Source organism: Paraburkholderia jirisanensis (assembly GCF_054782355.1).
The window spans coordinates 142,521-165,331 of sequence record NZ_BAAGSQ010000004.1 but is presented as its reverse complement, the minus strand read 5'-3'; the positions used below and the strand labels follow the sequence as shown (position 1 = coordinate 165,331).

The following is a 22,811-nucleotide window of genomic DNA, read 5'->3' as shown; positions in this document are numbered from 1 at the left end:
GCCTAGATCAGCGCGAGTTGCACGGGCGGTGGCGTCAGCACCCGGCGCAAGCGTTCCGACGAGATGTCGTCTGCCAATGGCCGGTAGTCGACCGTGACGACGAACGGCTTGATCTTCTCCATCGGACACCGCAGCCGCACGAGGTCGTGATAGCGGATGCGCCGTGCCCGCCGTAGATCGACGAGCCGTTGCGCGTTGCGCATGCCGATGCCGGGCACACGCGCGATGACCCGCACCGGCGCGCGATTCAGATCGACCGGAAAGCTGTCGCGATGCGCGAGTGCCCATGCCAGTTTCGGATCGATATCGAGCGACAGGTTGCCCGGCCGCTCGAATAGTTCGTCGGCGCGAAAACCGTAGCCGCGCATCAGAAAGTCCGCCTGATAGAGCCGATGCTCGCGCAACAGCGGCGGCGCCTGCGCGGGCAATGCCGTAGGACTCTCCGGGATCGGGCTGAACGCCGAGTAGTAGACCCGCTTCAACCGGTACGAGCCGTACAGCGTTTCGGCAGTCTGCAGGATCGTGCTGTCGCTGGTGGTGTCCGCGCCGACGATCATTTGCGTGCTCTGGCCCGCCGGCGAAAACTTCGGTGCGCGCGTGTCGCTCTGGGCTTCGTCCTGGGCGAGACGGATCGAACCCATCGCCAGTTTGATGGTGCGTGCGCTTTTCTCGGGCGCGAGGCGTTCGAGACTCGCTTCAGTAGGCAATTCGATGTTCACGCTGAGCCGGTCCGCGTAGCGGCCTGCCTGCGCAATCAGTGCGGGATCGGCGTCGGGAATCGTCTTCAGATGGATATAGCCGCGAAACAGATGCTCGTCGCGCAGCGATTGCGCGACGCGCACCAGTTGCTCCATCGTGTAATTGGACGACTGGATCACGCCTGAACTGAGAAACAGCCCGTCGATGTAGTTGCGGCGGTAAAAGTCGAGCGTCAGGCTGACGACTTCTTCAGGCGTGAAACGCGCGCGCGGCACGTTGCTGGTGCGCCGGTTCACGCAGTACTGGCAGTCGTACAGGCAGAAGTTGGTCAGCAAGATCTTGAGCAGCGATACGCAACGGCCATCCGGCGTAAAGCTATGACAAATACCGGAGCCCGTGCTGGCGCCAAGCCCTTCCACGCCGCGCGAGCTGCGTTTCGGCGCGCCTGAGCTTGCGCACGACGCGTCGTACTTGGCCGCATCCGCCAGCACTTCCAGCTTTTTGAGCAATTCCATGTGAGGCGCCAAAACACTGTATATATGTACAGTATTCTACGCGCTCAGCGGGTTTGCACAAGGGCTTTTCCGGCGCCACGGTTGTTCCCGGCGCCACGCATCAGATCGCCACTTCCGGCGGCGCCTGCCGGAACAGCCGCGTGATCCAGCACAGGTAAGCAATGCCGATAACGAACCAGATCGCGCCGAGGATCAGTGCGGTTTTCTCGAGGCTCGCCAGCAGCCAGATATCGGCCACCGCGCCGATCAACGGAAACACCAGGCCGCCGATCACACCGATCCTGCGCTCGCCATGATTGCCGGACAGATAGATTCGCACCACGCACAGATTGACTGCGGTGAACGCTAGAAACGCGCCGAAGTTGATAAACGACGTCGATGTCGCCACGTCCAGCTTCAACGCGATCAGCCCGACGATGCCCGCAATCGCGATATTGATGGCTGGCGTCTTGAAGCGCGGATGAATGAAACCGAACACGCGCCGCGGCAGAATCTCGTCGCGGCCCATCGCGTACAGCAAGCGTCCGACGCTCGCCTGCGCGGAGATGCCCGAGGCGAACTGCGCGAGAATCAGCCCGGCGAGAAACACCGTCACGAACACGTCGCCGCCGATCATCTTCGCGACTTCGAAGGCAGCTGAATCGGTGTCCTTGAAGTCGACGCCCGGGTGCGCCAGCTGCATCGCATACGCGGCCACCACAAAGATCGCGCCGCCGATCAGCGCGATCCACAGAATCGCGCGCGGCATGTTCTTTTGCGGATCGATGGTTTCTTCGGTGAGCGTCGATACGGCATCGAAGCCGAGGTACGAATACGCCGCAATTGCCGCGCCGGCCATCGTCGCGCCGAGCGGCACGTGCGGTTTGAAGAACGGTTCGGCCATCGCCATGCCGCCGGGGCCCGCCGCTGCCGAAGCGTAGTGCCAGCACAGCGCGACGAAGATCGCGACGATCGCCAGCTGCACGATCATCAGCACGATGTTAAAGCGCGCGGCGAGCTCGATGCCGACCACATTCAATGCGCTCGTCAACACGATGAACGCGACGATCCATACCCAGCCCGGCACGTGCGGAAACGCAGCGTTCAGATAGGCTGCGCCGATCAGCCAGATCACCATCGGCAGGAAGAAGTAGTCGAGCAGCGTCGCCCAGCCGATGAGGAAGCCGAGATACGCATTGAAGGTCTTGCGCGTGTAGGTGTAAGCAGAGCCTGCCACCGGGAACAGCCGGGCGAGTTTGCCGTAGCTAAGCGCGGTAAAGACGATCGCGATCAGCGCGAGCAGGTAGGCGAGGGCGGCCGTATCGTCGCTGGCTTTGGCGAGCACGCCGTAGGTGCCGTACACGATTAGCGGCGCCATATAGGCGAGGCCGAACAGCAGCACCGAAGGCAGGCCCAAGGTGCGTTTCAGGTGGGGCGCTGCGTGGGTCGACGAGTCTTGCATGGGTGTCTCCTCTTTGTCGTCAGGCTTGAAGAGCGCGTGCGGCGCGGGTCGCGTCGCACGGCTGGATGGCTGCGCCAGACATCGCAGCGCGCAGCGGTTATGTTTGAGTCGTGCGCGACTCGCGCTCGAGTGGCGCACGAGTCGCGCGGCCTGGTTGTGCGGTTTAGTCGATGCTCCGCCGGCGTGTTGCATCGATCACGAGCGAGCGCGAGCCATCCGCGGCCACGCTCGTCGTCAGTCCGAGCGGCACGCGCGCGTCATGCAGATAGCTGTAGTGCTCGCGGCTGACTTCGAGGCGCGTGCGGTCGAGATGTGCGCGCAACACGGCTTCGTCAGCGCCGGCTGCGGCAACGATCTCGCCGAACGGATCGACCAGTGCCGATTCGCCGGGGAAGCTCAGGTTGTCGTCTCCTGTGCCGCAGCGGTTCACCATCAGCGCGAACATCTGGTTTTCCATCGCGCGCGCAACGATCGCGCGGCGATGCACCGGCCCGAACGGATCCATATTGCCGTTCGTGACGATCAGCAGATCGGCGTCGAGTGCTGCGACCGCGCGTGCGGTTTCGGGGAATTCGATGTCGTAGCAGATCAGCATGCCCACCGTCATGCCGTTCCATACGCAACTCGTGAAGCGGTCGCCGGGCGTGAAGACGCCGACATCCGAGGCCCACAAATGCGTTTTGCGATAACGCAGCGCGATGTCGCCGGCTGCATCGATCAATACGGTCGTGTTATAGAACTGCGCGCCGTCGCGTTCGGCAAGGCCGACTGCCGTTGCGACGCCCGCTTGCCGCGCGGCATTGCGCACGCGCGTGAGTGCCGGACCGTCCAGGCTTTGCGCGACATCAGCCACATTCTCGCGGGTCGGAAAACCCGATAGCGTCGTTTCAGGAAACACGATCAACTTCGTGCCGCCGGCTGTATCGGCACGGCCGATCGCATCGACGACCTTGCGTGTGTTGTGCTCGACGTCGCCATCGACGAGCGCGAGTTGTGCGAGTTCCACTTGCATGCGAATTGCCTCCTTCCAGTTTCCTTTCATTGAGCGACGGTCGCTGTGGTCGCCCGCTGCACGTTTCGCGCACTATCGCCGCGCGCGCTTCGTGCGTGCTGTCGTTGATTCGTTCAGCGCGATTATCGGGTTATTATTTTTGTCTCGAAATTACCCGGCAGGGTTACCCTCACCGGAGCACACGATGGAGTTCGACTGGCGGGATCTCGCCTTTCATCGGGAGATCGGTTCGGCCATCGATGCCCTCGATGGCCCGCATTTCTGGGCACGTCTGACCCGTGTGCTCGAGCGGCACATCGGTTTCGACAGCTGGGTGGCGTTGCGCTTTGCGCGCCATGGGCCGCCGCTCGTCTGCGCGGAGCAGGCGCTGCCGGACGGCAAGATCGATTTGATGTTTCAGGACTATCTGGCCGCCCTTTATCAACTCGATCCGTTCTATCTGGCGGCATTCGAGCAGCACCAATCCGGCTTTTTTACGCTGGCCGACGTTGCGCCCGATAACTTCAGGATGACGGAGTATTACCAGCGCTACTTCAAGAAGAACATCGTCGGCGACGAAGTGCATTTCAACGTGGTGATCGATGCCGATTACACGCTGGGCTTTTCACTCGGCAACACGCGACGCTACGACGAGCGCGAAATCGCGTTGCTGACGCTGTTTTCTCCATGGGTGCTGGCGTTGATGCAGCAGCGCTTGCGCTTTGAATCGTTCGTTGCGAACGACGACACTGCACGCGCAGCCGATGCCGGCGTGCCGGATCCGCATGCGCGCTTTGGCATGTTGACCGGCAAGAGCGGGCGCGGCGCGCTGACCGCACGCGAAATCGAAGTGGCGATGCTGTCGTTGAGCGGGTTTTCGTCGCGCGCGATTGCCGAGAAGCTGTCGATTTCGTTTGAAACTGTGCGCGCGCACAAGAAGCATATCTACGCGAAGCTTGGCGTCGGCTCGCAATCGGAACTGTTCGCGATGTTTTACGAGCCGCGGCGTGGAGAAGGGGAGCAAGTGGTTTTGTGACGTCGCGCAACGACGCGCGACGCGGCCGTCTCGCCTAGTACCGGTCGAGCCGGTTGCCCGCCACGCGCACGCGGTCGCCCGGATGCAGATCGCCGGCGCTGCTGACGTCGAATGAGCGGAATCTGCCATCGCGCAGCTGTACCGCGATCCGGTAACCGCCCGGCGTCGCCGCGCCGTAGTGCTGGCCAATCTGATTGCCCGCCACTGCGCCGCCGAGTGCGCCGATCACAGTGGCGGCATTGCGCCCGTGTCCGTGGCCGATCTGGTTGCCCAGTACACCGCCGACGACGGCGCCGACCACCGTTCCGGCAACGCCGCCGGCGCCTGCCGCGTTTGGATTGCCGAGTGGCTGGATCGACGAGATGACGCCGTATTGCACAGGGTAGCCAGCGACAGCGTTGGGTGGTGCTGCGTATGGGTTGTCGGCGTCTTCGTCTTCGTCGTCGGCGGAAGGCGGTTGATAGGGCGCTTGCTGGTACGCGGGCTGGCCGGGATACGGCTGCTGTTGCTGGTATGCGGGCTGTGGCGCGTCGGGCTGTTGCTGCCCGTCGTACTGCGGCGCGTAGGGTTGTGGTGGATACGGTTGGCGTTGATCCGGTTGCTGCGAATAGGGTTGCTGTTGTTGATCCGGCTGGCCGGAATACGGCTGCTGTTGATCCGGTTGTTGTTGATCCGGCTGCTGCGAATACGGCTGCTGCGGGTACGGCTGCTGCGGGTACGGCTGCTGCGGGTACGGTTGCCGCTGATCCGGCTGTTGCGAATACGGCTGCTGCGAATACGGCTGCTGCGAATACCCCGACTGCCCCTGATCCGGTTGCTGTTGCTGAGCCCCGGGACCTGCCTGATACGGCGCCTGCTGCCCATAAGCGGGCTGCGTCTGATACGGCGAAGGTTGCGCATACACCGGTTGCTGCTGATCGTCTTGCCCTTGCTCGTCGTCATCGTCCGGTTGCGGCTGCGGATAGACGGGCGGCTGTCCGTAGCCGGACTGCGGATAGCCCGGTTGTTGCGCGTAGGTTGGCGGCGAGGCGAAGCCCGCCGCATACGATATCGTGCCCGGCACGATGAAGCCGGCAATCGGTAAGGTCGCGCAAAGCGCGATAAGCGGGATGTTCCTGTTGGAGCGTAAGTGCGGCATGATCAAGGGTCGTCGGGAAGCGAGGGTCGAGCACGGCGACGAGTATAGTGAGCGCGCGCCTGCGTAGACGGGCGGCGCGCGTAACAGTGTGTAAATTGCGCATCGTTGCGCGGTGGCAGGCCGCGATGCATGCGAACCGACGAAGCGAGGCGATCGACGATGCGCAACAAAGGCGCAAGCAGCGCAAACCGTTCAAACCACACAGACATCAACCCGCACGAGCAACTGACGCTGGCCGGCTTCGACGCGGTGCCATTGCCCACCGACGGCCTGTTCTTTGCGATCTTTCCCGATGTGCAGACAGCGTCGCACATCGGGGAAACGGCACAACGTATCTGCGGTAAACATGGCATTGCCGTCGCGCCATTGGCGCTGGAACGCTATCACGTCACGCTGCATCATCTGGGTAACTACGCGGGTGGTTTGCCGCAGGCGCTGGTTGCGCGTGCGATCAGGGCTGCAGCGACCATCGACGCGCGCCAGTTTGCAGTGGCCTTCGATCGCGCCGAAAATTTTCGCGGCCGTCCTTTGGTGCTGCGCGCCGATGAAGGTGTGCTCGCGCTGATGGCGTTTCGTCATTCGCTTGGCGCGGCATTAGAGCGTGTCGGCTTCGCAGCGCGCACGCGGACATCGTTCACGCCGCACGTGACGCTTGCTTATCGCGATGCCGCTCACGTAAGGCGTCGCGTGGTCGAGCACTTCGATGAAGCGATCCGCTGGACGGTACGCGAATTCGTGCTGGTCCATAGCCTGCTCGGACGTACTCGCCACGTCGCGTTAGCGCGCTGGCCGTTGGGCGCGTGATGGCAGCGTGATTCCTGCGCGGGGCACGTGTGTTCGCGCGTCGCGCACGCGCCGCGCGCGACACGACTGGAAGCTAGAAGCGCACGCCAGTCGAGCACCCCCCGCCGAAGCCGCCGCCACTCCCGCCTCCAGCACCGCAGAACACGCCGCAACCGCTCAGCGCCATAGACAGCAAAACGCCGGCGAGGAGCGCGCGTAGCAAAGACCGGCATCGCCTGATTCGCACCAGCGCCAGACCCCGCGTCGACACCCGTACCGGCCCCGCATCCGGTCGCAATCGCAAGCGCAGTGCGTCGGCGCACAGATACCCCTCAAAAGCACGTAAAAACGCGCGCCCGAAACCTATCGATAGGCTTTCAATGTGCATGACTTTGCATATTTAGTGACGAAAACATCAACCATAACTTTGCCGCATGCGCTACCCAATACGATAAATCTCAATCCAGGTTGTCTCGTCTATGTGACGGGCCAAACACGCGCGCGCTACCCTGTTAGAATGCCCGAGCCGCAACGTAGTGGATTGCAAATGAAATTGCTTGATGCACTAGTCGAACAACGCATTGCCGCCGCCGCTGCGCGTGGCGAATTCGACGAATTGCCGGGTGCAGGAGCGCCGCTCAATTTCGAAGACGACCCGCTGGTTCCCGAAGAAGTGCGCATTGCCAATCGTATCCTGAAGAATGCCGGTTTTGTTCCGCCGGCAATCGAACAGTTGCGGTCGCTGCGCAGTCTGCAGGATCAGTTGGCCGCAGTCGGCGATCGAGCCGCGCGCTGCCAGCTGCAGGCGAAAATGCTTGCGCTCGATATGGCGCTCGAATCGCTGCGTGGTGGGCCGATGGTCCTGCCGCGCGAATACTGCCGCCGCATCGCCGAGCGCCTGTCTGAGCGTGTCGCCGGCGACGATGCCGGTGACGCGAATCGGCAGTGAGTGCGACATCCGACCCACCCGATGCGCCGCAACGCGTGGCTTCTGCCGATGTCGTCGAGACATCCCAGATAACGGGTGATGCAGCCCAGCGTGAAGTAGCAACGGCTGACGCAGCGCAGCCGGCACCCGCTCGCGTGCCCGCCGAGGTTCTCGCTTCTTCCACGTCTTCACCCGCAGTTTCCGAGCGCGACCGTCATTACATGAGGCTCGCGCAGGCCGCTGCTGAAGAGGCGCGCGCCGCAGGCGAAGTACCCGTCGGCGCGGTGATCGTGCGCGGCGATGAGGTCATCGCGCGGGGCTTCAATCATCCGATCAGCGGGCACGATCCGTCCGCACACGCTGAAATGGCCGCTTTGCGCGCCGCTGCGCAATCGCTGGACAACTATCGGCTGCCGGGCTGCGAACTGTTCGTCACGCTCGAGCCGTGCCTGATGTGCGCGGGCGCGATCATGCATGCGCGTATAGCGCGCGTGGTGTTCGGCGCGCGCGATCCGAAGACGGGCGCGTGCGGCAGCGTCGTCGATGCGTTCGCGAACGCGCAGCTCAACCACCATGCGACGGTGACCGGGGGCGTGCTTGAAGAAGAATGCGGCGCGGCGTTGAGTGCCTTTTTCGCGGATCGGCGGCGTGCTGCTCGAGAAGCGCGCAAACGCGCCGCGGATTAACCGGCTCCAACCAACCACCCGCCTCATTCCCGTCGCCCATGACCGCGCACCGCACCATCGAACTGATTGCCCCCTCCGGTTATCCGCACGATCCGGCTGCCTTGCATCTCGGCCTGCGTCGTCTGCAGGCGCAAGGGCATCACGTCGAAAACCTGCCTGCGACGCAGCGGCGCTACCAGCGCTTCGCCGGCACCGACAGCGAGCGCGCCGCCGAGCTGAACCGGCTGGCCGACCCGACACGCGAGCTGCCCGACATCGTGCTCGCGGTGCGCGGCGGGTACGGCGCGGTGCGTCTGCTACACGGGCTCGACTACCACGGCCTGCAAAGCCGTTTGCGCGACGAGCCGATCGCGCTGGTCGGGCACAGCGACTTCACCGCAGTGCAACTCGCGCTGCTGGCCCAATGCGGCATCACGACGTTCGGCGGGCCGATGCTGGTCAGCGATTTCGGTGCGGAAACGGTCAGCGAATTCACGATGCGCCATTTCTGGCAAGCGCTGACGCAGCCGACCTTCACGATCCACAGCCATGCGCCGCAAGCTGAATCCGTCGACGTCACGGGCACGCTGTGGGGCGGCAATCTCGCGGTGCTGACCGCGTTGATCGGCACACCGTATCTACCGCCGGTGCAGGGCGGCATCCTGTTTATCGAAGACGTCAACGAGCAGCCGTTCCGGCTCGAACGCGCCATCTATCAGCTGCATCTGGCCGGCATCCTCGAGCAGCAGCAGGCGTTGGTGCTGGGCGACTTTTCGGGCGGCAAGCATTTCGACTACGACAACGGCTACGACCTGCACGCGATGATCGAGCAGGTGCGCACGGTAATCGGCATTCCGGTCGTCACGGGGCTGCAGTTCGGCCATATACCGGACATGGTGACGCTGCCGGTCGGTGCGGATGCGCATCTGATCGCGCATCCGCGCGGGTTCGCACTGACGGTATCGGGACATCCGACGCTGGGCTAAAGCGGCATCCCGGGCATTCCGGCAAAACGACAGACGAAGCGGAGCGATGCTCCGCTTTTTTGTTTTTTCGGGCCGACCGCGCGTCTAACAGATGTGGCACGCGGGTAGCGCACGCGGCCGATCCATCGCGTCACCATCTCGGCACTTTTTGTTGACAAAAAAGTATCGACAGAAACGACGTCAGCGGGTTTCCGCCCTGCAGCAAAAGCGCCCAACCACCAGTACACGGCCGTCCGGCGGGCGTCACGCGCCACAAAAGCTCCAGAAATTGTCGCAAATCCACAGTCAAAATTGTTGACAATTTTGAGCCTCCCCCTAAGATGCAACCCATAACAGCACCCCGATCATGTCCGAGACAAGCGCCCAGTCACCGCAAGGTTTGAAGCCCGAAACGATCGCCGAGCGCATCCGCGCGGCCATCCTCGAGCATCGTCTCGCACCCGGCGCCAAGCTCACCGAAGCCCAGCTCTGCGAAGTGTTCGGTGCAAAGCGTGGCGCGATCCGTCTGGCGCTGTCGCAGCTGGCCGCCGACCGCCTCGTCGATCTCGAACCGAACCGCGGTGCCTTCGTCGCCAGCCCGACGCTGCAGGAAGTGCACGAAGTGTTCGAGATGCGCCGCATCGTCGAGCTCGCGGTGGTCGAGAAAATCTGCGCGGGCGCGGGCGGTCACGGCACGCGGCGTCTGAAGAACATCGGCGGCATGATCGGCCGGGAACGCAAGGCCTTCGAGACACGCGATTTTCCGGCGTGGATCAGGCTGTCGGGCCAGTTCCATACCGAACTCGCGTCGCTGACCGGCAACACCGTGCTGTGCGAATGCCTGAGCGGACTGGTTGCGCGCTCAACCTTGATCTCCGCGTTGTACGAATCGCTGGGACGCAGCCCGTGCTCGTTCGAGGATCACGAAGCCATTCTCGCCGCGCTCGACGCCGGCGATGCGAAGGAGGCCGCTGCGTTGATGGCGCGCCACCTGCAAAGCGTCGAACTGAAGATGCTCGACCGCCCGGCCACCGGCGCGGCCGACCTGCACGAAGTGTTCGGCACGCGCGCCGCGAGGCGCAAAACAGAGTAAGGCAGGGCGCCCGCACGCTCAGATGCGGTGCGCGCTGCACTGAATTCGAACCGGATGACCGCAACTCACGCATCGCAGCCCCGATGCATGGAGCGGGCTGCAAGGTTCCGGCAACGCTCCGCGGGCGCTGCCGAAGCTATCAAAACAAGTACGTAAGTACGCAGACAACCGCGGCGCAGCGCAAACGACAGCACACGGGACAGATCCATCAGGGCAGCCGTGCAGCTGGCATGCACGATGCAGTGGCCAATCGGTTCTTCAACCGATGGTTCCAAACTTTGGAGGAGTCATGGCTCAATTCAGCGCAGCACCGGATCATCCGGGCATTCCCGCCTACGAAGACAGCGGCGTCGCAGGAACGGAAACGGCGCTGCCCGCCGGTTACAGCGAACGCCTGTACAACGAAGACCTCGCGCCGTTGCGCCACCAGACCTGGGGCGCCTACAACATCTTCGCGTTCTGGATGTCGGACGTGCATAGCGTCGGCGGCTACGTGTTCGCGGGCAGCCTGTTCGCACTCGGCCTGACGAGCTGGCAGGTGCTGATTGCGCTGCTGGTCGGCATCACGTTCGTCAACGTGCTGTGCAACCTGATCGCGCGGCCGAGCCAGCAGAACGGCGTGCCGTACCCGGTTGCGTGCCGCGCGACCTTCGGCGTACTCGGCGCGAATGTGCCGGCCGTGATTCGCGGTTTGATCGCGGTTGCGTGGTACGGCATCCAGACCTATCTGGCCTCGAGCGCGCTGGTGATCGTCGTGCTCAAGTTCGTCCCACAGCTGCTGCCGTATGCGGATGTGCATCATCATGGCTTCATGGGTCTGTCGGCGGTTGGCTGGGCCGGCTTCATGGTGCTGTGGGTGCTGCAGGCGCTGGTGTTCTGGAACGGCATGGAGACGATCAAGAAGTTCATCGACTTCGCGGGCCCGGCCGTCTATGTCGTGATGTTCCTGCTCGCCGGCTACATGGTGTGGCGCGCGGGCTGGCAGAACATCGGCATCAATCTCGGCGGCGTCAAGTATCACGGTGCCGAAGTGATACCGGTGATGATCACGGCGATCTCGCTGGTGGTGTCGTATTTCTCTGGGCCGATGCTGAACTTCGGCGACTTCTCGCGCTACGGCAAGAGCTTTCGCAGCGTCAAGAAAGGCAATTTCTGGGGCTTGCCGGTCAACTTCCTCGCGTTCTCGCTGGTCACCGTGATCACCACGGCCGCCACACTGCCGGTGTTCGGCGAACTGATCACCGATCCGGTCGAAACGGTCGGCCGGATCGATCATCCGACCGCCGTGGTTCTCGGCGCGCTGACCTTCACGATTGCGACGATCGGCATCAACATCGTGGCGAACTTCGTGTCGCCGGCGTTCGACTTCTCGAACGTCGCGCCGCGGCTGATCAGCTGGCGTGCGGGCGGCATGCTGGCCGCAGTGGCCTCGATCTTCATCACGCCGTGGAACCTGTTCAACAATCCCGCTGTGATTCACTACACGCTCGACGTGCTCGGCAGCTTCATCGGACCGTTGTACGGCATCCTGATCGTCGATTTCTATCTGATGAAGCGCCAGAAGATCGTGCTCGACGATCTGTACAGCGTGTCGGAGAAGGGCGCGTACTGGTATCGCAATGGCGTCAACTATCGTGCGGTGTACGCGCTGTTGCCGGCCGCCGTGATCGCCGTGTTGTGCGTGATGGTGCCGGCGTGGAGCGGGCTCGCGAATTTCACATGGTTTATTGGCGCGGCGTTGGGCGCGTTGTTCTATCTCGCGTTGGCCCGCCGCAAGTAATAGAGGCAGAGCGGGCAGCGCATCGACGCGGCCCGCTCAGTCCATGCAACAGGAGTCGACATGCGTATCAAACTGATCAACCCGAACACGACGCAGCGAATGACCGATGCGATGGGTCGTTGCGCACGCAACGTCGTCGCGCCGGGCACCGAAGTGATCGCGGTCAGCCCGACGATGGGGCCGCCGTCGATCGAAGGCTACTACGACGAAGCGCTCGCCACGTTGGGCCTGCTCGCCGAAGTCGAAGCGGGTGAACGCGACGGTTGCGACGGCTACGTGATCGCGTGCTTCGGCGACCCGGGTTTGTATGCGGCGCGCGAACTGGCGCGCGGCCCGGTGATCGGCATCGCGGAGGCGGCGATGCACGCGGCGAGCGTGCTTGCGCCAGGCTTCACGGTGGTCACGACGCTCGCGCGAACCTGCGGCATGGCATGGCATCTGGCCGAACGCTACGGCATGAAGCGCTTTTGCCGCAACGTGCGCGCGACCGACGTCGCGGTGCTCGAACTCGATCAGCCGGGCTCGGCGGCACGCCGGATCATTCTCGACGAATGCCGGCGCGCGCTCGACGAAGACGGTTCGGATGCGATCGTGCTCGGCTGCGCCGGGATGGCCGAATTGTGTGCCGAGATCGAGGATGCGCTCGGCGCGCCGGTGATCGAGGGTGTGACGGCCGCTGTCAAATGGACTGAAGCGCTGGTGTCGCTGCGTCTGGGCACCGCGAAGCGCGGCGACTACGCACGGCCGCTCGCGAAGCGTTACGACGGCGCGTTGGCGCACTTCAGTCCCACTGGCAACACGAAGGATGAAGCGGCGCTGCGGGTTAACACGGGTAGGGTGGCACGGGTGGAATCGACGGCTGGATCAAGCGCCGCGCCCAACCCGCTCACCGACGTCGCCGCACCCACCGGCCCCGGTCGCGCGCCGCACATACATTCGCTGTGACGGGCACTATCTGCACGACGGTATGGCGCGCCTGGACGTTTTGGCTACACTGGCTCAACCCTGCCGCGGCGCGCTTTCGCAACTTATCTGATGCAAGAGTTGTCGCACGCCTGAAATCAACTGCACGTCAAGTCAAATCATGTCACTCGATCCGAATTATCCCCGCGATCTGATCGGCTACGGCCGACATCCGGTGCAAGCGAACTGGCCGCAGCGTGCCCGCGTGGCGGTGCAGTTCGTCCTCAACTACGAAGAAGGCGGCGAGAACTGCGTGCTGCATGGCGATGCCGGTTCTGAGCAGTTCCTGTCGGAGATCGTCGGCGCCGCATCGTTTCCCGCGCGTCATATGAGCATGGAGTCGATCTACGAATACGGTTCGCGTGCAGGCGTGTGGCGCATTCTGCGCGAGTTCGAAAAGCGCGGTTTGCCGCTTACCGTATTCGCGGTCGGCATGGCGATCGAGCGCAATCCGGAAGTGGCGCATGCGTTCGTCGAACTGGGCCATGAAATCGCCTGTCATGGGTATCGCTGGATTCACTACCAGGACTTCACGCCGGAGCGCGAAGCCGAGCATATGCGCCTCGGCATGGCAGCGATCGAACGGATTGCCGGCGTGCGGCCGCTTGGCTGGTACACCGGCCGCGACAGTCCGAACACGCATCGCCTCGTGGCCGAATACGGCGGCTTCCAGTACGACTCCGATAACTACGGCGACGACCTGCCGTTCTGGATGGACGTCGAAGTCAGCGACGGCACGAGCGTGCCGCAACTGATCGTGCCGTACACGCTCGACACCAACGACATGCGCTTTGCGTCGCCGCAAGGCTTCAACACCGCGGATCATTTCTTTACGTATCTGCGCGATGCGTTCGACGTGCTGTACGAAGAGGGCAATGAAGCGCCGAAGATGATGTCGATCGGCATGCACTGCCGGCTGCTCGGACGCCCTGGGCGGTTTCGCGCGCTGCAGCGTTTTCTCGACCACATCGAAGCGCATGACCGCGTGTGGGTGACGCGACGCATCGATATCGCGCAGCACTGGCGGGAACACAATCCGTACGAATCCAACCGCGGGGCTGGCGCATGAAGGCGATGCAATACAACCTCGATCAGCTGAACCGGGTTTCACAAGATGCATTCGTCGCGGCGCTGTCGGGCATTTTCGAGCATTCGCCGTGGGTGCCCGAAGCCGCCGCCGGCGAACGGCCTTTCGCCAGCATCGACGCATTGCATCGCCGGATGTGCGAGATCGTCGAAGCCGCCGGCGAAGAGAAGCAACTCGCGCTGATCAACGCGCACCCGGAACTCGCCGGCAAGGCTGCGGTACGCGGCGAACTGACGGCCGAGTCGACCCGCGAACAAAGCGGTGCCGGCCTCGATCAATGCACCCATCAGGAATTCGAAACACTGCTGCGCCTGAACGCCGAGTATCGCGACAAGTTCGGCTTTCCGTTCATTCTGGCGGTGCGCGGCTACGACCGTCACGGCATCATCGCGAACTTCGAGGCACGCGTGCAGCACAACCGCGCAGATGAACTGCGCGCCAGCCTCGAGCAGATTTACCGCATTGCCCGCTTCAGGCTCGACGATCTGCTCGGCGGCTAAAGCGCGCGCGAATGCGCAACACGAACGCGTACGTCACATTACGCCTCACCCGACTTCAAGGAAGACAACGATGGCACTCCCGACTCTCGACCCGAACGCTCCCGACTTCACGCGCCGCTATGTGAATCTGGCGGACCCGCGTCTGGGGGCGACGGCGCTCGAAGCGAGCGACGAATTCTTCGCTCCGAAGGACCGCATGCTGAACCCGGAGCCGGCCGTGTTCATCGCAGGCAAGTATGACGAGCACGGCAAATGGATGGACGGCTGGGAAACGCGCCGCAAGCGCACGACCGGCTATGACTGGTGCATCGTGAAACTGGCGCGGCCGGGCGTGATCAAGGGGCTCGATCTCGATACCAGCCATTTCACCGGGAATTTTCCGCCGGCCGCTTCGGTGGAGGCGGCGCGCGTGACGGACGGCGCCCCGAACCAGTCGACGCAATGGACGCAGATCGTCCCGTCGACCACGCTGCAAGGCAATAGCCATCACTACCTCGACGTGCCCGACAGTGCCGCGTACACGCATCTGCGCATCAACATCTATCCGGATGGCGGCATCGCACGCCTGCGCGTGTACGGCCAGCCGCAGGTGGATTGGCAAGGCGCGAGCCGCACCGAAACGTTCGATTTTGCCGCGATGGAGAACGGCGCGTACATCGTCGCGGCGAACAACCAGCACTTCGGGCTCGCATCGACGCTGCTGATGCCGGGCCGTGGCGTGAACATGGGCGACGGCTGGGAGACGCGCCGCCGCCGCGAACCGGGCAACGACTGGGCGATCGTCGCGCTCGCGCAGCCGGGCGTGATCCGCAAGGTCGAAGTGGATACCGCGCACTTCAAGGGCAATTTCCCCGACCGCTGTTCGATTCAGGCCGCGTATGTGACGGGCGGCACCGACAGCTCGCTGGTCACGCAGGCGATGTTCTGGCCGGTGTTGCTCGGCGAGCAGAAACTGCAGATGGACAAGCAGCACGAGTTCGAAAGCGAGCTCGCATCGCTCGGTCCAGTCACGCACGTGCGCTTCAACATCATTCCGGATGGCGGCGTGTCGCGTCTGCGCTTGTGGGGCACGCTGGCATGAACGCGCAGACGATCAACGCGAGCCGGGCGCTCAGGATCGAGCCGCTGACGCGCGCCGCGTTCGCGCCGTTCGGCGACGTGATCGAACTCGACGGCGCGAAGCAGATCCCGATCAACCTCGGCACGACGATCCGCTTTCACGATCTGGCGAACGTGGATGTCGGCGACCAGGATGGCCGCACGCTCGTCAATCTGTTTCGCGGGCAGCCGCGCGCGCTGCCGTTCGAAGTGACGATGCTCGAACGGCATCCGCTCGGCAGCCAGGCGTTCGTGCCGCTGAACGACAAGCCGTATCTGGTGGTCGTCGCGCCGGCCGGCGAACTCGATCCGGCGGCGATCCGTGCGTTCGTGACGAGCGGGTGGCAGGGCGTCAACTATGCGAAGGGCGTCTGGCATCATCCGCTGCTGGCGCTGGGCGAGGTGAGCGACTTTATCGTCGTCGATCGCGGCGGCGAAGGCCTGAATCTGCACGAGCAGGATCTGGCCGAACCGGTGTGGCTGACTGAAGAGGCGATGCGCGCCGCGATACGCTAGGCGCTCGCGCATCGCCGCATACGCTACGCGTGCCGGCGCAGCAGCGCGGCGGGACCCTGCATGATGGCGCAAGCAACGCGCGCCAATGCTAGCGTCAGTACTAGTGCTTGCGCAGCACCGGCGCGCGTTGAATGACGTCGGGCGCGCGCAGGCCCGGCTGCGCCGCCGCACCGCTAGCCGCTTCGAGCGCGGGCGCGAGACCCGCGACACTCACGCCGCGCTTCGGACAGCGCAACGAAGCCATGCCTTCATCCCACGCCTGCAGCATCCGTTTCGCGATGCCATACCAGCGCGGCTCGTCATGCGCCGCGGCGATCACCTCATGGCCGACCGACACCGCCGAATCGCACAATGCTTCGACCATCTCGGCATAGATACGCGGCGCAATACCGAGCCGCGCGTTGAAAAAGCGCTCGAGCGATTTACCCGGCACCCATGACCGGCTCCCATCGACGGCAAGACCCGGCGGATCGACGCGGCCCTGCGAATAGGCCTGCGTCGTGACGATGCCATACACCGGCGCGAACCTGACATCTTCGACGCTCGTATAGACGAGTGCGATGTTCTTCGCATGACAGCTGGCGTTGCGGACCACATAGTTGGTGAGCAGATGCCAGCCGAACTGACGGATCTGTTCACGCAGCGTATCGCGATCCAGCAGATAGGCTTTTGCCGCATGCAGCACCTGTTCGGCGCTGGCGTTGTATTTCTCGTGCGGCGGCAAGCCGAGCAGGCTGCAGATGTCCTCGACGCCACACCGCGCGAAACCGTGTTCGTCGACATCGAAGCGCTCGACGACCAGCGCACGGCCGTCATCCGACATCTGCGTCTGCGCGACGCGCGCAACGCCGAGCCGGCCGAGCACGCGCATCGAGTAAAACTCGTTGAAGCCGAGATACGGCGTATCGTCGTCGGAGCCTTTGACGATGTGCCGGCTGGCGCGCAGCGTCGCCTTGCCGGGCGTCGTCACGTCGAGCGGCAGCGTGTACTGCGCGCCGGCCGCGCGCGGCCAGCACGGCGCGAGGAACTTCGGCGCCGCACCGGACACCGCCGCGCACGCATACTCGCGCACCAGCGCGGCGAAACAGTCGGCGTTGTTGTCGCCATGCAGGATGTTGCCGATATCGATCGGCCGCAACGCGGTGCCGGGACCGACGCCTTGCGGCGTGACCGTCACGCGGCCGATGCCGAGCGCGCCGACCACCACCAGCAGCGCGAGGTCCGAGCTGTCGAGCGGCCGTCCGCACTGTTCACGGATCAGGTTCAGCAGTTGGCCTTCGGGCAGGTTCTGCCGGAAGAACGGGTGCAATTCGCGCGGCCAGCGCCATGGTGCTTCGCGCACCGGCATCGTCAGACTGACGAAATCGCTGGGTGCGGTATCCGGCTCGTATTGCAGCACGCAGTCGCCACGCTCACGATACAGCGTAGCGACGCGCCGCCCCTGTACGTGGACGTCGAGCTTCAATGGTTGGGCCTCTGCGGCAGGCGCTGTTCGGCGAGGATGTCGTCGAGCGTGCGGCCCTGGCCGTGCGCGACGACCTTCAGGTCGTAGCCCGCGGCTTCGAGCAGCCGCACCAGCACGGATACGCTCATATCGCCTTTGGCAAGGGTTTCCATGCGGGCCACCGTGGTGCGCGCGACGCCGGCCCGGTTGGCGAGTTCCTGTTGCGAAAGGCTGGTTTCGCGGCGGGCGCCTTTTAGCATGTCTGAAACGTCGGCGAGGGTGGTCATAGGCATCCTTTTGACGTTAAAAAACCTGCAGCTGAAGTGATCCACTGTAGCCCCAAGGCAAGGCTTAGCCAACGGCGCAGTGTCCGTTGGGCCACATAACCGTGCAATTTCTTGCGTGCTGTGGCCTCGAAGCTACGGAGGCCACCAGGGCGACCGGTGCGTCGCGACGTGTATCAACGAAAACGGGCCTGTGCTCGCGCGCAGGCCCGTGTTTTCCCTCAGTGCGATGCCAAGGCTCCAACGTTTCAAGGTTGCTAGTTCAACGCGCCACCCTGGAACCACGCGGCGATCTTCTGCCGCTCTTCGTCGGTCATATGCGTGACGTTGCCGAGCGGCATCGCCTTCAGCGTCACCGCCTGCTGATAGATGCGCTGCGCGTTCTGCGAGATTTCCGCCGGCGTATCGAACATCACGCCGGCCGGTGCGCTGCCCATCAGCGTCGGGTGGGCGGAGTGACACGCGGCGCAGCGCTGCTGCAGCACCGGCGCGATATCCGCAACCCTGAGCTTCGGCGCATTGGCGGCTTCCGCCTGCGGCACGACCGGCCGCGGCATGGTCCAGAACAGCACGCCCGCCATCAGCGCGACGCCGCCCACCGGCAGATACCACAGCACCTGGCCGCGATGACGCATCACGAAGAATTGCCGGATCAGTGCGCCCGCCAGCATGATGAGCACCAGCACCGCCCAGTTGTACGGGTGCGTGTAGGTCATCGCATAGTGGTTCGACAGCATCGCGAACACCACCGGCAGCGTGAAGTACGTGTTGTGCACCGAGCGCTGCTTGCCGCGCTTGCCGTAGATCGGGTCTGGCGTATCGCCCTTGAGCATTGCGTCGACCATCTTGCGCTGGCCCGGAATGATCACCACGAACACGTTCGCCGACATGATGGTCGCGAGCGTGGCGCCCATGATCAGATAGGCGGCGCGCCCGGCGAAGATGTGACACGCGAGCCATGCGCCGATCAGCACCATGATGCCGACGCAGATGCCGAGCAAGCGGTCGTTTTTGCCGAGTACGCGGCACAGCGTGTCGTAGATGATCCAGCCGCCAGCGAGAAAGCCGAGTGCGGAGAAGATCGCGACCACCGGGCCCATGTCGAGCACGTTTCTGTCGATCAGGTAGGTATTGGGCGCGAGCAGGTACAGCACGGTAAAGAGCCCGAAGCCGGACAGCCACGTGGTGTACGACGGCCATTTGGACCAGTGCAGGTCGTCGGGCATTTCGGGTGGCGCGACGGTGTACTTCTGCATGTTGTAGAAGCCGCCGCCGTGCACGTGCCACAGCTCGCCGAACACGCCGCGCCGGCGCTGGTTAGGGTCTTGCGGCGGTTTCAGGCTGTTGTCGAGCGCGACGAAATAGAACGATTCGCCGATCCACGCGATGGCGGCGACGACGTGAAACCAGCGAATCGCGAGATTCAGCCAGTCGGTGATAAAGCCTTCCATGAAACTCCTCCACTTCCAATTCGTGTTGTGCGCGGCGCCTGAGCGGTGTTCGGATGCATCGCTTGCGGCGCCATGCCGACTGCGGGGTGAGCGCAGCGTCAACTGCCCCGGTACGTGCTGTACGACCACGGCGAAACCAGCAGCGGCACGTGATAGTGCGCATCGGCATCCGCCACGCCGAAGCGCAGCACGACGCGGTCGACGAAGCGTGGCTGCGGCAGCTGCGGGCCGATGGCGGCGAAATAGTCGCCGGCATGGAACACCAGTTCGTATTCGCCGGCGGCGAACGCATGGCCTTCGAGCAGCGGCTCGTGGCAGCGGCCGTCTTCGTTGGTGGTGGTGGTTTTCAGCGCGCGGCGCGTGTCGCCCGCGAGCGCGAACAGTTCGATGCGGATGCCTGCGCCCGGACGGCCGTTCGCGGTGTCGAGCACGTGGGTAGTGAGCTTGCCCATTCGCGATTTTCCTTTGTGTAGATGCGAGGTTTCAGCGGCGACCCGATCCCGGGGGCGGCGGATCGAGGCTCCACGTCAGTGGCTACATACCCGTCGGCGGATTCAAGCGAGCGCCGTGACGTGCATTGTAGAAACATTGAACCCGCCGCCGCGCGCGCGATAGGAAAGATAATGGCTGACGCATGACGGCTTGTCAGCAGGTGCGGCAGGGTGTGACGCAAGTGCGCGGCGGGCGTGTGCTGCACGGGCTGCAGCCTGTGCAGCGGGGCTGCTGGCGCCTTGCCACGTATGTCCGCGCCGCTTGCGCGTGCGGTGGCCGCGCGGCGCGGTAAGCTGCAGTACGCGTGACGCCGGTGCAGGCGCTGGTTGGATGTGATGCGCTTCTTCGACTACCGACAACAGGCACTATATCGCTGCCGTGAGGCGGAATATCGGCGCGGCACGAATTGCCAGCGCATTTTTGACCGCCGAAGGTGACGCACCATCGCATCGAGGAGGAGCGAATGACGGTCATGCAATCCGGCGGCATCCGTGAAAAAACCATGCTGGTGCGGCACGCCGACGTGCTCGTGACAATGGACGGCGCGCGTCGCGAACTGCGCGATGCCGGTCTTTTTATCGAAGGCGGCCGGATCGTCGCGGTTGGCCCGAGCGCCGAACTGCCGCAGAGCGCGGACGACGTGCTCGACCTGCGCGGGCATCTGGTGCTGCCGGGGCTCGTCAACACGCACCACCACATGTACCAGAGCCTGACGCGTGCACTGCCTGCTGCGCAGAACGCCGAGCTGTTCGGCTGGCTGACGAACCTGTACAAGGTATGGGCGCATCTGACGCCAGACATGATCGAAGTATCGACACTCACCGCCATGGCCGAGCTACTGCTGTCCGGCTGCACGACGTCGAGCGATCATCTGTATCTTTACCCGAACGGCAGCCGGCTCGACCACAGCATCGAAGCCGCGCGCCGGATCGGCATGCGTTTTCATGCGTGTCGCGGCAGCATGAGCGTCGGTCAGCGCGAGGGCGGTTTGCCGCCGGATGCGCTGGTCGAACGCGAAGCCGACATCCTGAAGGACACGCAGCGCGTGATCGAGACGTATCACGATGCCGGGCGCTACGCGATGCTGCGCGTGGCGGTCGCGCCATGCTCGCCGTTTTCGGTCAGCCGCGACCTGATGCGCGAGGCAGCGACGCTGGCGCGTCATTACGGCGTTTCGTTGCATACGCATCTGGCGGAAAACGTCAACGACGTCGCCTATAGCCGCGAAAAGTTCGGCATGACACCCGCCGAATACGCGGAAGATCTCGGCTGGGTCGGGCGCGACGTGTGGCATGCGCACTGCGTGCAACTCGACGAAGCCGGTATCGAACTGTTTGCGCGCACCGGCACGGGCGTCGCGCATTGCCCGTGTTCGAACATGCGGCTTGCATCGGGCATCGCACCGATCAAACGCATGCGTCTGGCCGGCGTGCCGGTGGGGCTGGGGGTCGACGGTTCGGCGTCGAACGACGGCGCGCAGATGGTTGCTGAAGTGCGCCAGGCGCTGTTGTTGCAGCGGGTGGGCTTCGGTCCCGATGCGATGACGGCGCGCGAAGCACTGGAAATCGCCACGCTGGGCGGCGCCAGGGTGTTGAATCGCGACGACATCGGCGCGCTCGCGCCAGGCATGGCAGCGGATTTCGTTGCATTCGATTTGCGTCAGCCACTGTTTGCCGGCGCCTTGTCGGATCCGGTGGCGGCGCTGGTGTTCTGCGCGCCGTCGCAGGTAGCGCATAGCGTGATCGGCGGACGACGCGTGGTGCAGGACGGCATGCTGACCACCGTCGATCTCGCGCCGGTGATCGAGCGGCACAACCGGTTGGCGAAGGCGTTATACGAAGCGGCCGCGTGAGTTTTTCGAGTGGGTGATAGCGCGGTCGCTGCCGCCGGCGAAGAGCTTTGCACTCGCCGGCGGAGCAGTATCGCATCGCGGCCACGTGCTTCGCACATCACACGCCGCCCTGCCTACTTGTCGATCAGTGTGCGCGTCGCATCCGCCACCAGGCCGCGCAGCCAGCGCACTTCATCCGAGTAATGCACGCGCTCGTGCCACAGCTGGTAATACTGCATCGGCGGAAAATCGAGCGGCGCCGGCATCACGGTGAGCGGCAGGAATTTCGCGTAGTAGTCGGCAAAGAGCCGCGTGGTCGTGAAGATCAGATCCGATTTGATCAACACGTATGGCGCCAGATTGAAGTACGGCAGCGTCACGACCACATGGCGCTTCAGGCGCTCGCGCGCGAGATGCACGTCGATCGCGCCGCGCTGGCCGACCGAATAGGGCGTCGGCGCAAGATGCGGCGCGTTCAGATATTGATCGAGCGTAATCGCGCCGCGTTTGGCGAACGGGTGCGTCGTGCTCATCAGACACACGATCTGGTCGACGAACAGATTCGACAGATGCAATTGCTCCGGCGGCTCGGGCCAGTTGCCGACCACCGTATCGAGCTTGCCGTCTTCGAGCGCGAGCTCGTAGTCGAACGCGGGGCCGAGCGAATGAAACTCGAGCGTCGCATTCGGTGCGGCCTGGCGAAATCGTTCGACCACGGTGGGCACGAACAGCACGTTCAGATAGTCCGGGCAGCCGATCCGGTAACAACGGATCGACGTAGCCGGATCGAAATTGTGTTGCTGGAACTTGATGCGCTCGATTTCGCGCAACGCGTTTTGCGTCGGCTCGAGCAGACGCAACCCGTATTCGGTCGGCACCATGCCCGACTTACCGCGCACCAGCAGCGGATCCCCGGTGATATCGCGCAGCCGCCGCAGCGCGGCGCTGATCGCGGGCTGCGACTGGTTCAGCTTGACCGCCGTGCGCGTGACGCTACGTTCCATCAGCAACGTGTGCAAGACGCGTAGCAGGTAAGTGTCGATCGCCTCGCGTTGTTGACTCATGACTTCTCCAACTTATGTGCTTGTGTATATGGCCGGGCTGATCGCTA

22 protein-coding genes are annotated in these 22,811 nt (G+C 63.9%); 13 read left to right on the top strand and 9 right to left on the bottom strand.

Annotation, left to right across the window (positions count from 1 at the left end):
• Positions 1-2: 2 nt before the first annotated feature.
• The 3 genes from ACYVNQ_RS03270 to ACYVNQ_RS03260 form a co-directional block, all read right to left on the bottom strand.
• Positions 3-1,214, bottom strand: coding sequence for a putative DNA modification/repair radical SAM protein (locus ACYVNQ_RS03270; RefSeq protein WP_460900830.1), 1,212 nt, complete (start codon positions 1,212-1,214; stop codon positions 3-5).
• Between the two features lie 100 nt (positions 1,215-1,314).
• Complete coding sequence (locus tag ACYVNQ_RS03265; protein ID WP_460900829.1) at positions 1,315-2,655, bottom strand: APC family permease; 1,341 nt, start codon at positions 2,653-2,655, stop codon at positions 1,315-1,317.
• A 163-nt stretch (positions 2,656-2,818) separates the two neighbouring features.
• Positions 2,819-3,667 carry a carbon-nitrogen hydrolase family protein gene (locus tag ACYVNQ_RS03260; RefSeq protein WP_460900828.1) on the bottom strand — a complete coding sequence of 283 codons (849 nt, stop codon included), beginning with the start codon at positions 3,665-3,667 and terminating at the stop codon, positions 2,819-2,821.
• A gap of 184 nt (positions 3,668-3,851) precedes the next feature.
• Here ACYVNQ_RS03260 and ACYVNQ_RS03255 point away from each other — a divergent pair, with 184 nt between their 5' ends.
• Complete coding sequence (locus ACYVNQ_RS03255; RefSeq protein WP_460900827.1) at positions 3,852-4,682, top strand: response regulator transcription factor; 831 nt, start codon at positions 3,852-3,854, stop codon at positions 4,680-4,682.
• Between the two features lie 34 nt (positions 4,683-4,716).
• On the opposite strand, the gene ACYVNQ_RS03250 is transcribed toward ACYVNQ_RS03255, so the two are convergent.
• Entirely contained in the window at positions 4,717-5,820 is a 1,104-nt protein-coding gene (locus ACYVNQ_RS03250; protein WP_460900826.1) for an outer membrane lipoprotein, read from the bottom strand.
• A gap of 159 nt (positions 5,821-5,979) precedes the next feature.
• On the opposite strand from ACYVNQ_RS03250, the gene ACYVNQ_RS03245 reads away from it, so the two are divergent.
• The 11 genes from ACYVNQ_RS03245 to ACYVNQ_RS03195 all read left to right on the top strand — a co-directional run bounded on the left by ACYVNQ_RS03245 (position 5,980) and on the right by ACYVNQ_RS03195 (position 16,198).
• Positions 5,980-6,624: a 2'-5' RNA ligase family protein gene (locus ACYVNQ_RS03245; RefSeq protein ID WP_460900825.1), complete on the top strand. Its 645-nt coding sequence runs from the start codon at positions 5,980-5,982 to the stop codon at positions 6,622-6,624.
• Positions 6,625-7,150: 526 nt separating this feature from the next.
• Positions 7,151-7,552: a DnaJ family domain-containing protein gene (locus ACYVNQ_RS03240; protein WP_460900842.1), complete on the top strand. Its 402-nt coding sequence runs from the start codon at positions 7,151-7,153 to the stop codon at positions 7,550-7,552.
• A gap of 134 nt (positions 7,553-7,686) precedes the next feature.
• Positions 7,687-8,217 carry a tRNA adenosine(34) deaminase TadA gene (tadA, locus tag ACYVNQ_RS03235; protein ID WP_460900841.1) on the top strand — a complete coding sequence of 177 codons (531 nt, stop codon included), beginning with the start codon at positions 7,687-7,689 and terminating at the stop codon, positions 8,215-8,217.
• A 38-nt stretch (positions 8,218-8,255) separates the two neighbouring features.
• A complete protein-coding gene (ldcA, locus tag ACYVNQ_RS03230; RefSeq protein ID WP_460900824.1) occupies positions 8,256-9,182 on the top strand; it encodes a muramoyltetrapeptide carboxypeptidase in 927 nt (308 codons plus the stop codon).
• A gap of 346 nt (positions 9,183-9,528) precedes the next feature.
• Complete coding sequence (locus tag ACYVNQ_RS03225) at positions 9,529-10,254, top strand: GntR family transcriptional regulator (protein WP_460900823.1); 726 nt, start codon at positions 9,529-9,531, stop codon at positions 10,252-10,254.
• Positions 10,255-10,543: 289 nt separating this feature from the next.
• Positions 10,544-12,034: an NCS1 family nucleobase:cation symporter-1 gene (locus tag ACYVNQ_RS03220; protein WP_460900822.1), complete on the top strand. Its 1,491-nt coding sequence runs from the start codon at positions 10,544-10,546 to the stop codon at positions 12,032-12,034.
• 60 nt (positions 12,035-12,094) lie between these two features.
• On the top strand, positions 12,095-12,979 hold the full coding sequence (locus tag ACYVNQ_RS03215; protein ID WP_460900821.1) for an aspartate/glutamate racemase family protein: 885 nt from the start codon (positions 12,095-12,097) through the stop codon (positions 12,977-12,979).
• Positions 12,980-13,118: 139 nt separating this feature from the next.
• Entirely contained in the window at positions 13,119-14,066 is a 948-nt protein-coding gene (gene puuE, locus ACYVNQ_RS03210; protein ID WP_460900820.1) for an allantoinase PuuE, read from the top strand.
• On the top strand, positions 14,063-14,584 hold the full coding sequence (gene uraD / locus ACYVNQ_RS03205; RefSeq protein WP_460900819.1) for a 2-oxo-4-hydroxy-4-carboxy-5-ureidoimidazoline decarboxylase: 522 nt from the start codon (positions 14,063-14,065) through the stop codon (positions 14,582-14,584). Before puuE ends, uraD begins: the two co-directional genes overlap by 4 nt.
• A gap of 70 nt (positions 14,585-14,654) precedes the next feature.
• Positions 14,655-15,665, top strand: a complete 1,011-nt coding sequence (alc, locus tag ACYVNQ_RS03200) for an allantoicase (RefSeq protein WP_460900818.1) — start codon at positions 14,655-14,657, stop codon at positions 15,663-15,665.
• Positions 15,662-16,198 (top strand): ureidoglycolate lyase, encoded by a 537-nt coding sequence (locus tag ACYVNQ_RS03195; RefSeq protein ID WP_460900817.1) that lies wholly within the window; start codon positions 15,662-15,664, stop codon positions 16,196-16,198. The genes alc and ACYVNQ_RS03195 overlap by 4 nt, the downstream gene beginning before the upstream one ends.
• Positions 16,199-16,298: 100 nt before the next feature.
• On the opposite strand, the gene ACYVNQ_RS03190 is transcribed toward ACYVNQ_RS03195, so the two are convergent.
• The 4 genes from ACYVNQ_RS03190 to uraH form a co-directional block, all read right to left on the bottom strand.
• On the bottom strand, positions 16,299-17,663 hold the full coding sequence (locus ACYVNQ_RS03190) for a type II toxin-antitoxin system HipA family toxin (RefSeq protein WP_460900816.1): 1,365 nt from the start codon (positions 17,661-17,663) through the stop codon (positions 16,299-16,301).
• Positions 17,660-17,929 (bottom strand): helix-turn-helix domain-containing protein, encoded by a 270-nt coding sequence (locus ACYVNQ_RS03185; protein ID WP_460900815.1) that lies wholly within the window; start codon positions 17,927-17,929, stop codon positions 17,660-17,662. The genes ACYVNQ_RS03190 and ACYVNQ_RS03185 overlap by 4 nt, the downstream gene beginning before the upstream one ends.
• A 254-nt stretch (positions 17,930-18,183) precedes the next feature.
• Complete coding sequence (locus tag ACYVNQ_RS03180; RefSeq protein WP_460900814.1) at positions 18,184-19,377, bottom strand: urate hydroxylase PuuD; 1,194 nt, start codon at positions 19,375-19,377, stop codon at positions 18,184-18,186.
• Between the two features lie 98 nt (positions 19,378-19,475).
• A complete protein-coding gene (gene uraH / locus ACYVNQ_RS03175) occupies positions 19,476-19,829 on the bottom strand; it encodes a hydroxyisourate hydrolase (RefSeq protein ID WP_460900813.1) in 354 nt (117 codons plus the stop codon).
• A 503-nt stretch (positions 19,830-20,332) separates the two neighbouring features.
• Between uraH and ACYVNQ_RS03170 the strand changes: the two genes are divergently transcribed.
• Positions 20,333-21,721 (top strand): 8-oxoguanine deaminase, encoded by a 1,389-nt coding sequence (locus tag ACYVNQ_RS03170; RefSeq protein WP_460900812.1) that lies wholly within the window; start codon positions 20,333-20,335, stop codon positions 21,719-21,721.
• A gap of 113 nt (positions 21,722-21,834) precedes the next feature.
• Here the strand turns inward: ACYVNQ_RS03170 and ACYVNQ_RS03165 are convergent, their stop codons facing one another.
• Positions 21,835-22,764: a LysR substrate-binding domain-containing protein gene (locus ACYVNQ_RS03165; protein ID WP_460900811.1), complete on the bottom strand. Its 930-nt coding sequence runs from the start codon at positions 22,762-22,764 to the stop codon at positions 21,835-21,837.
• Between the last annotated feature and the right edge of the window lie 47 nt (positions 22,765-22,811).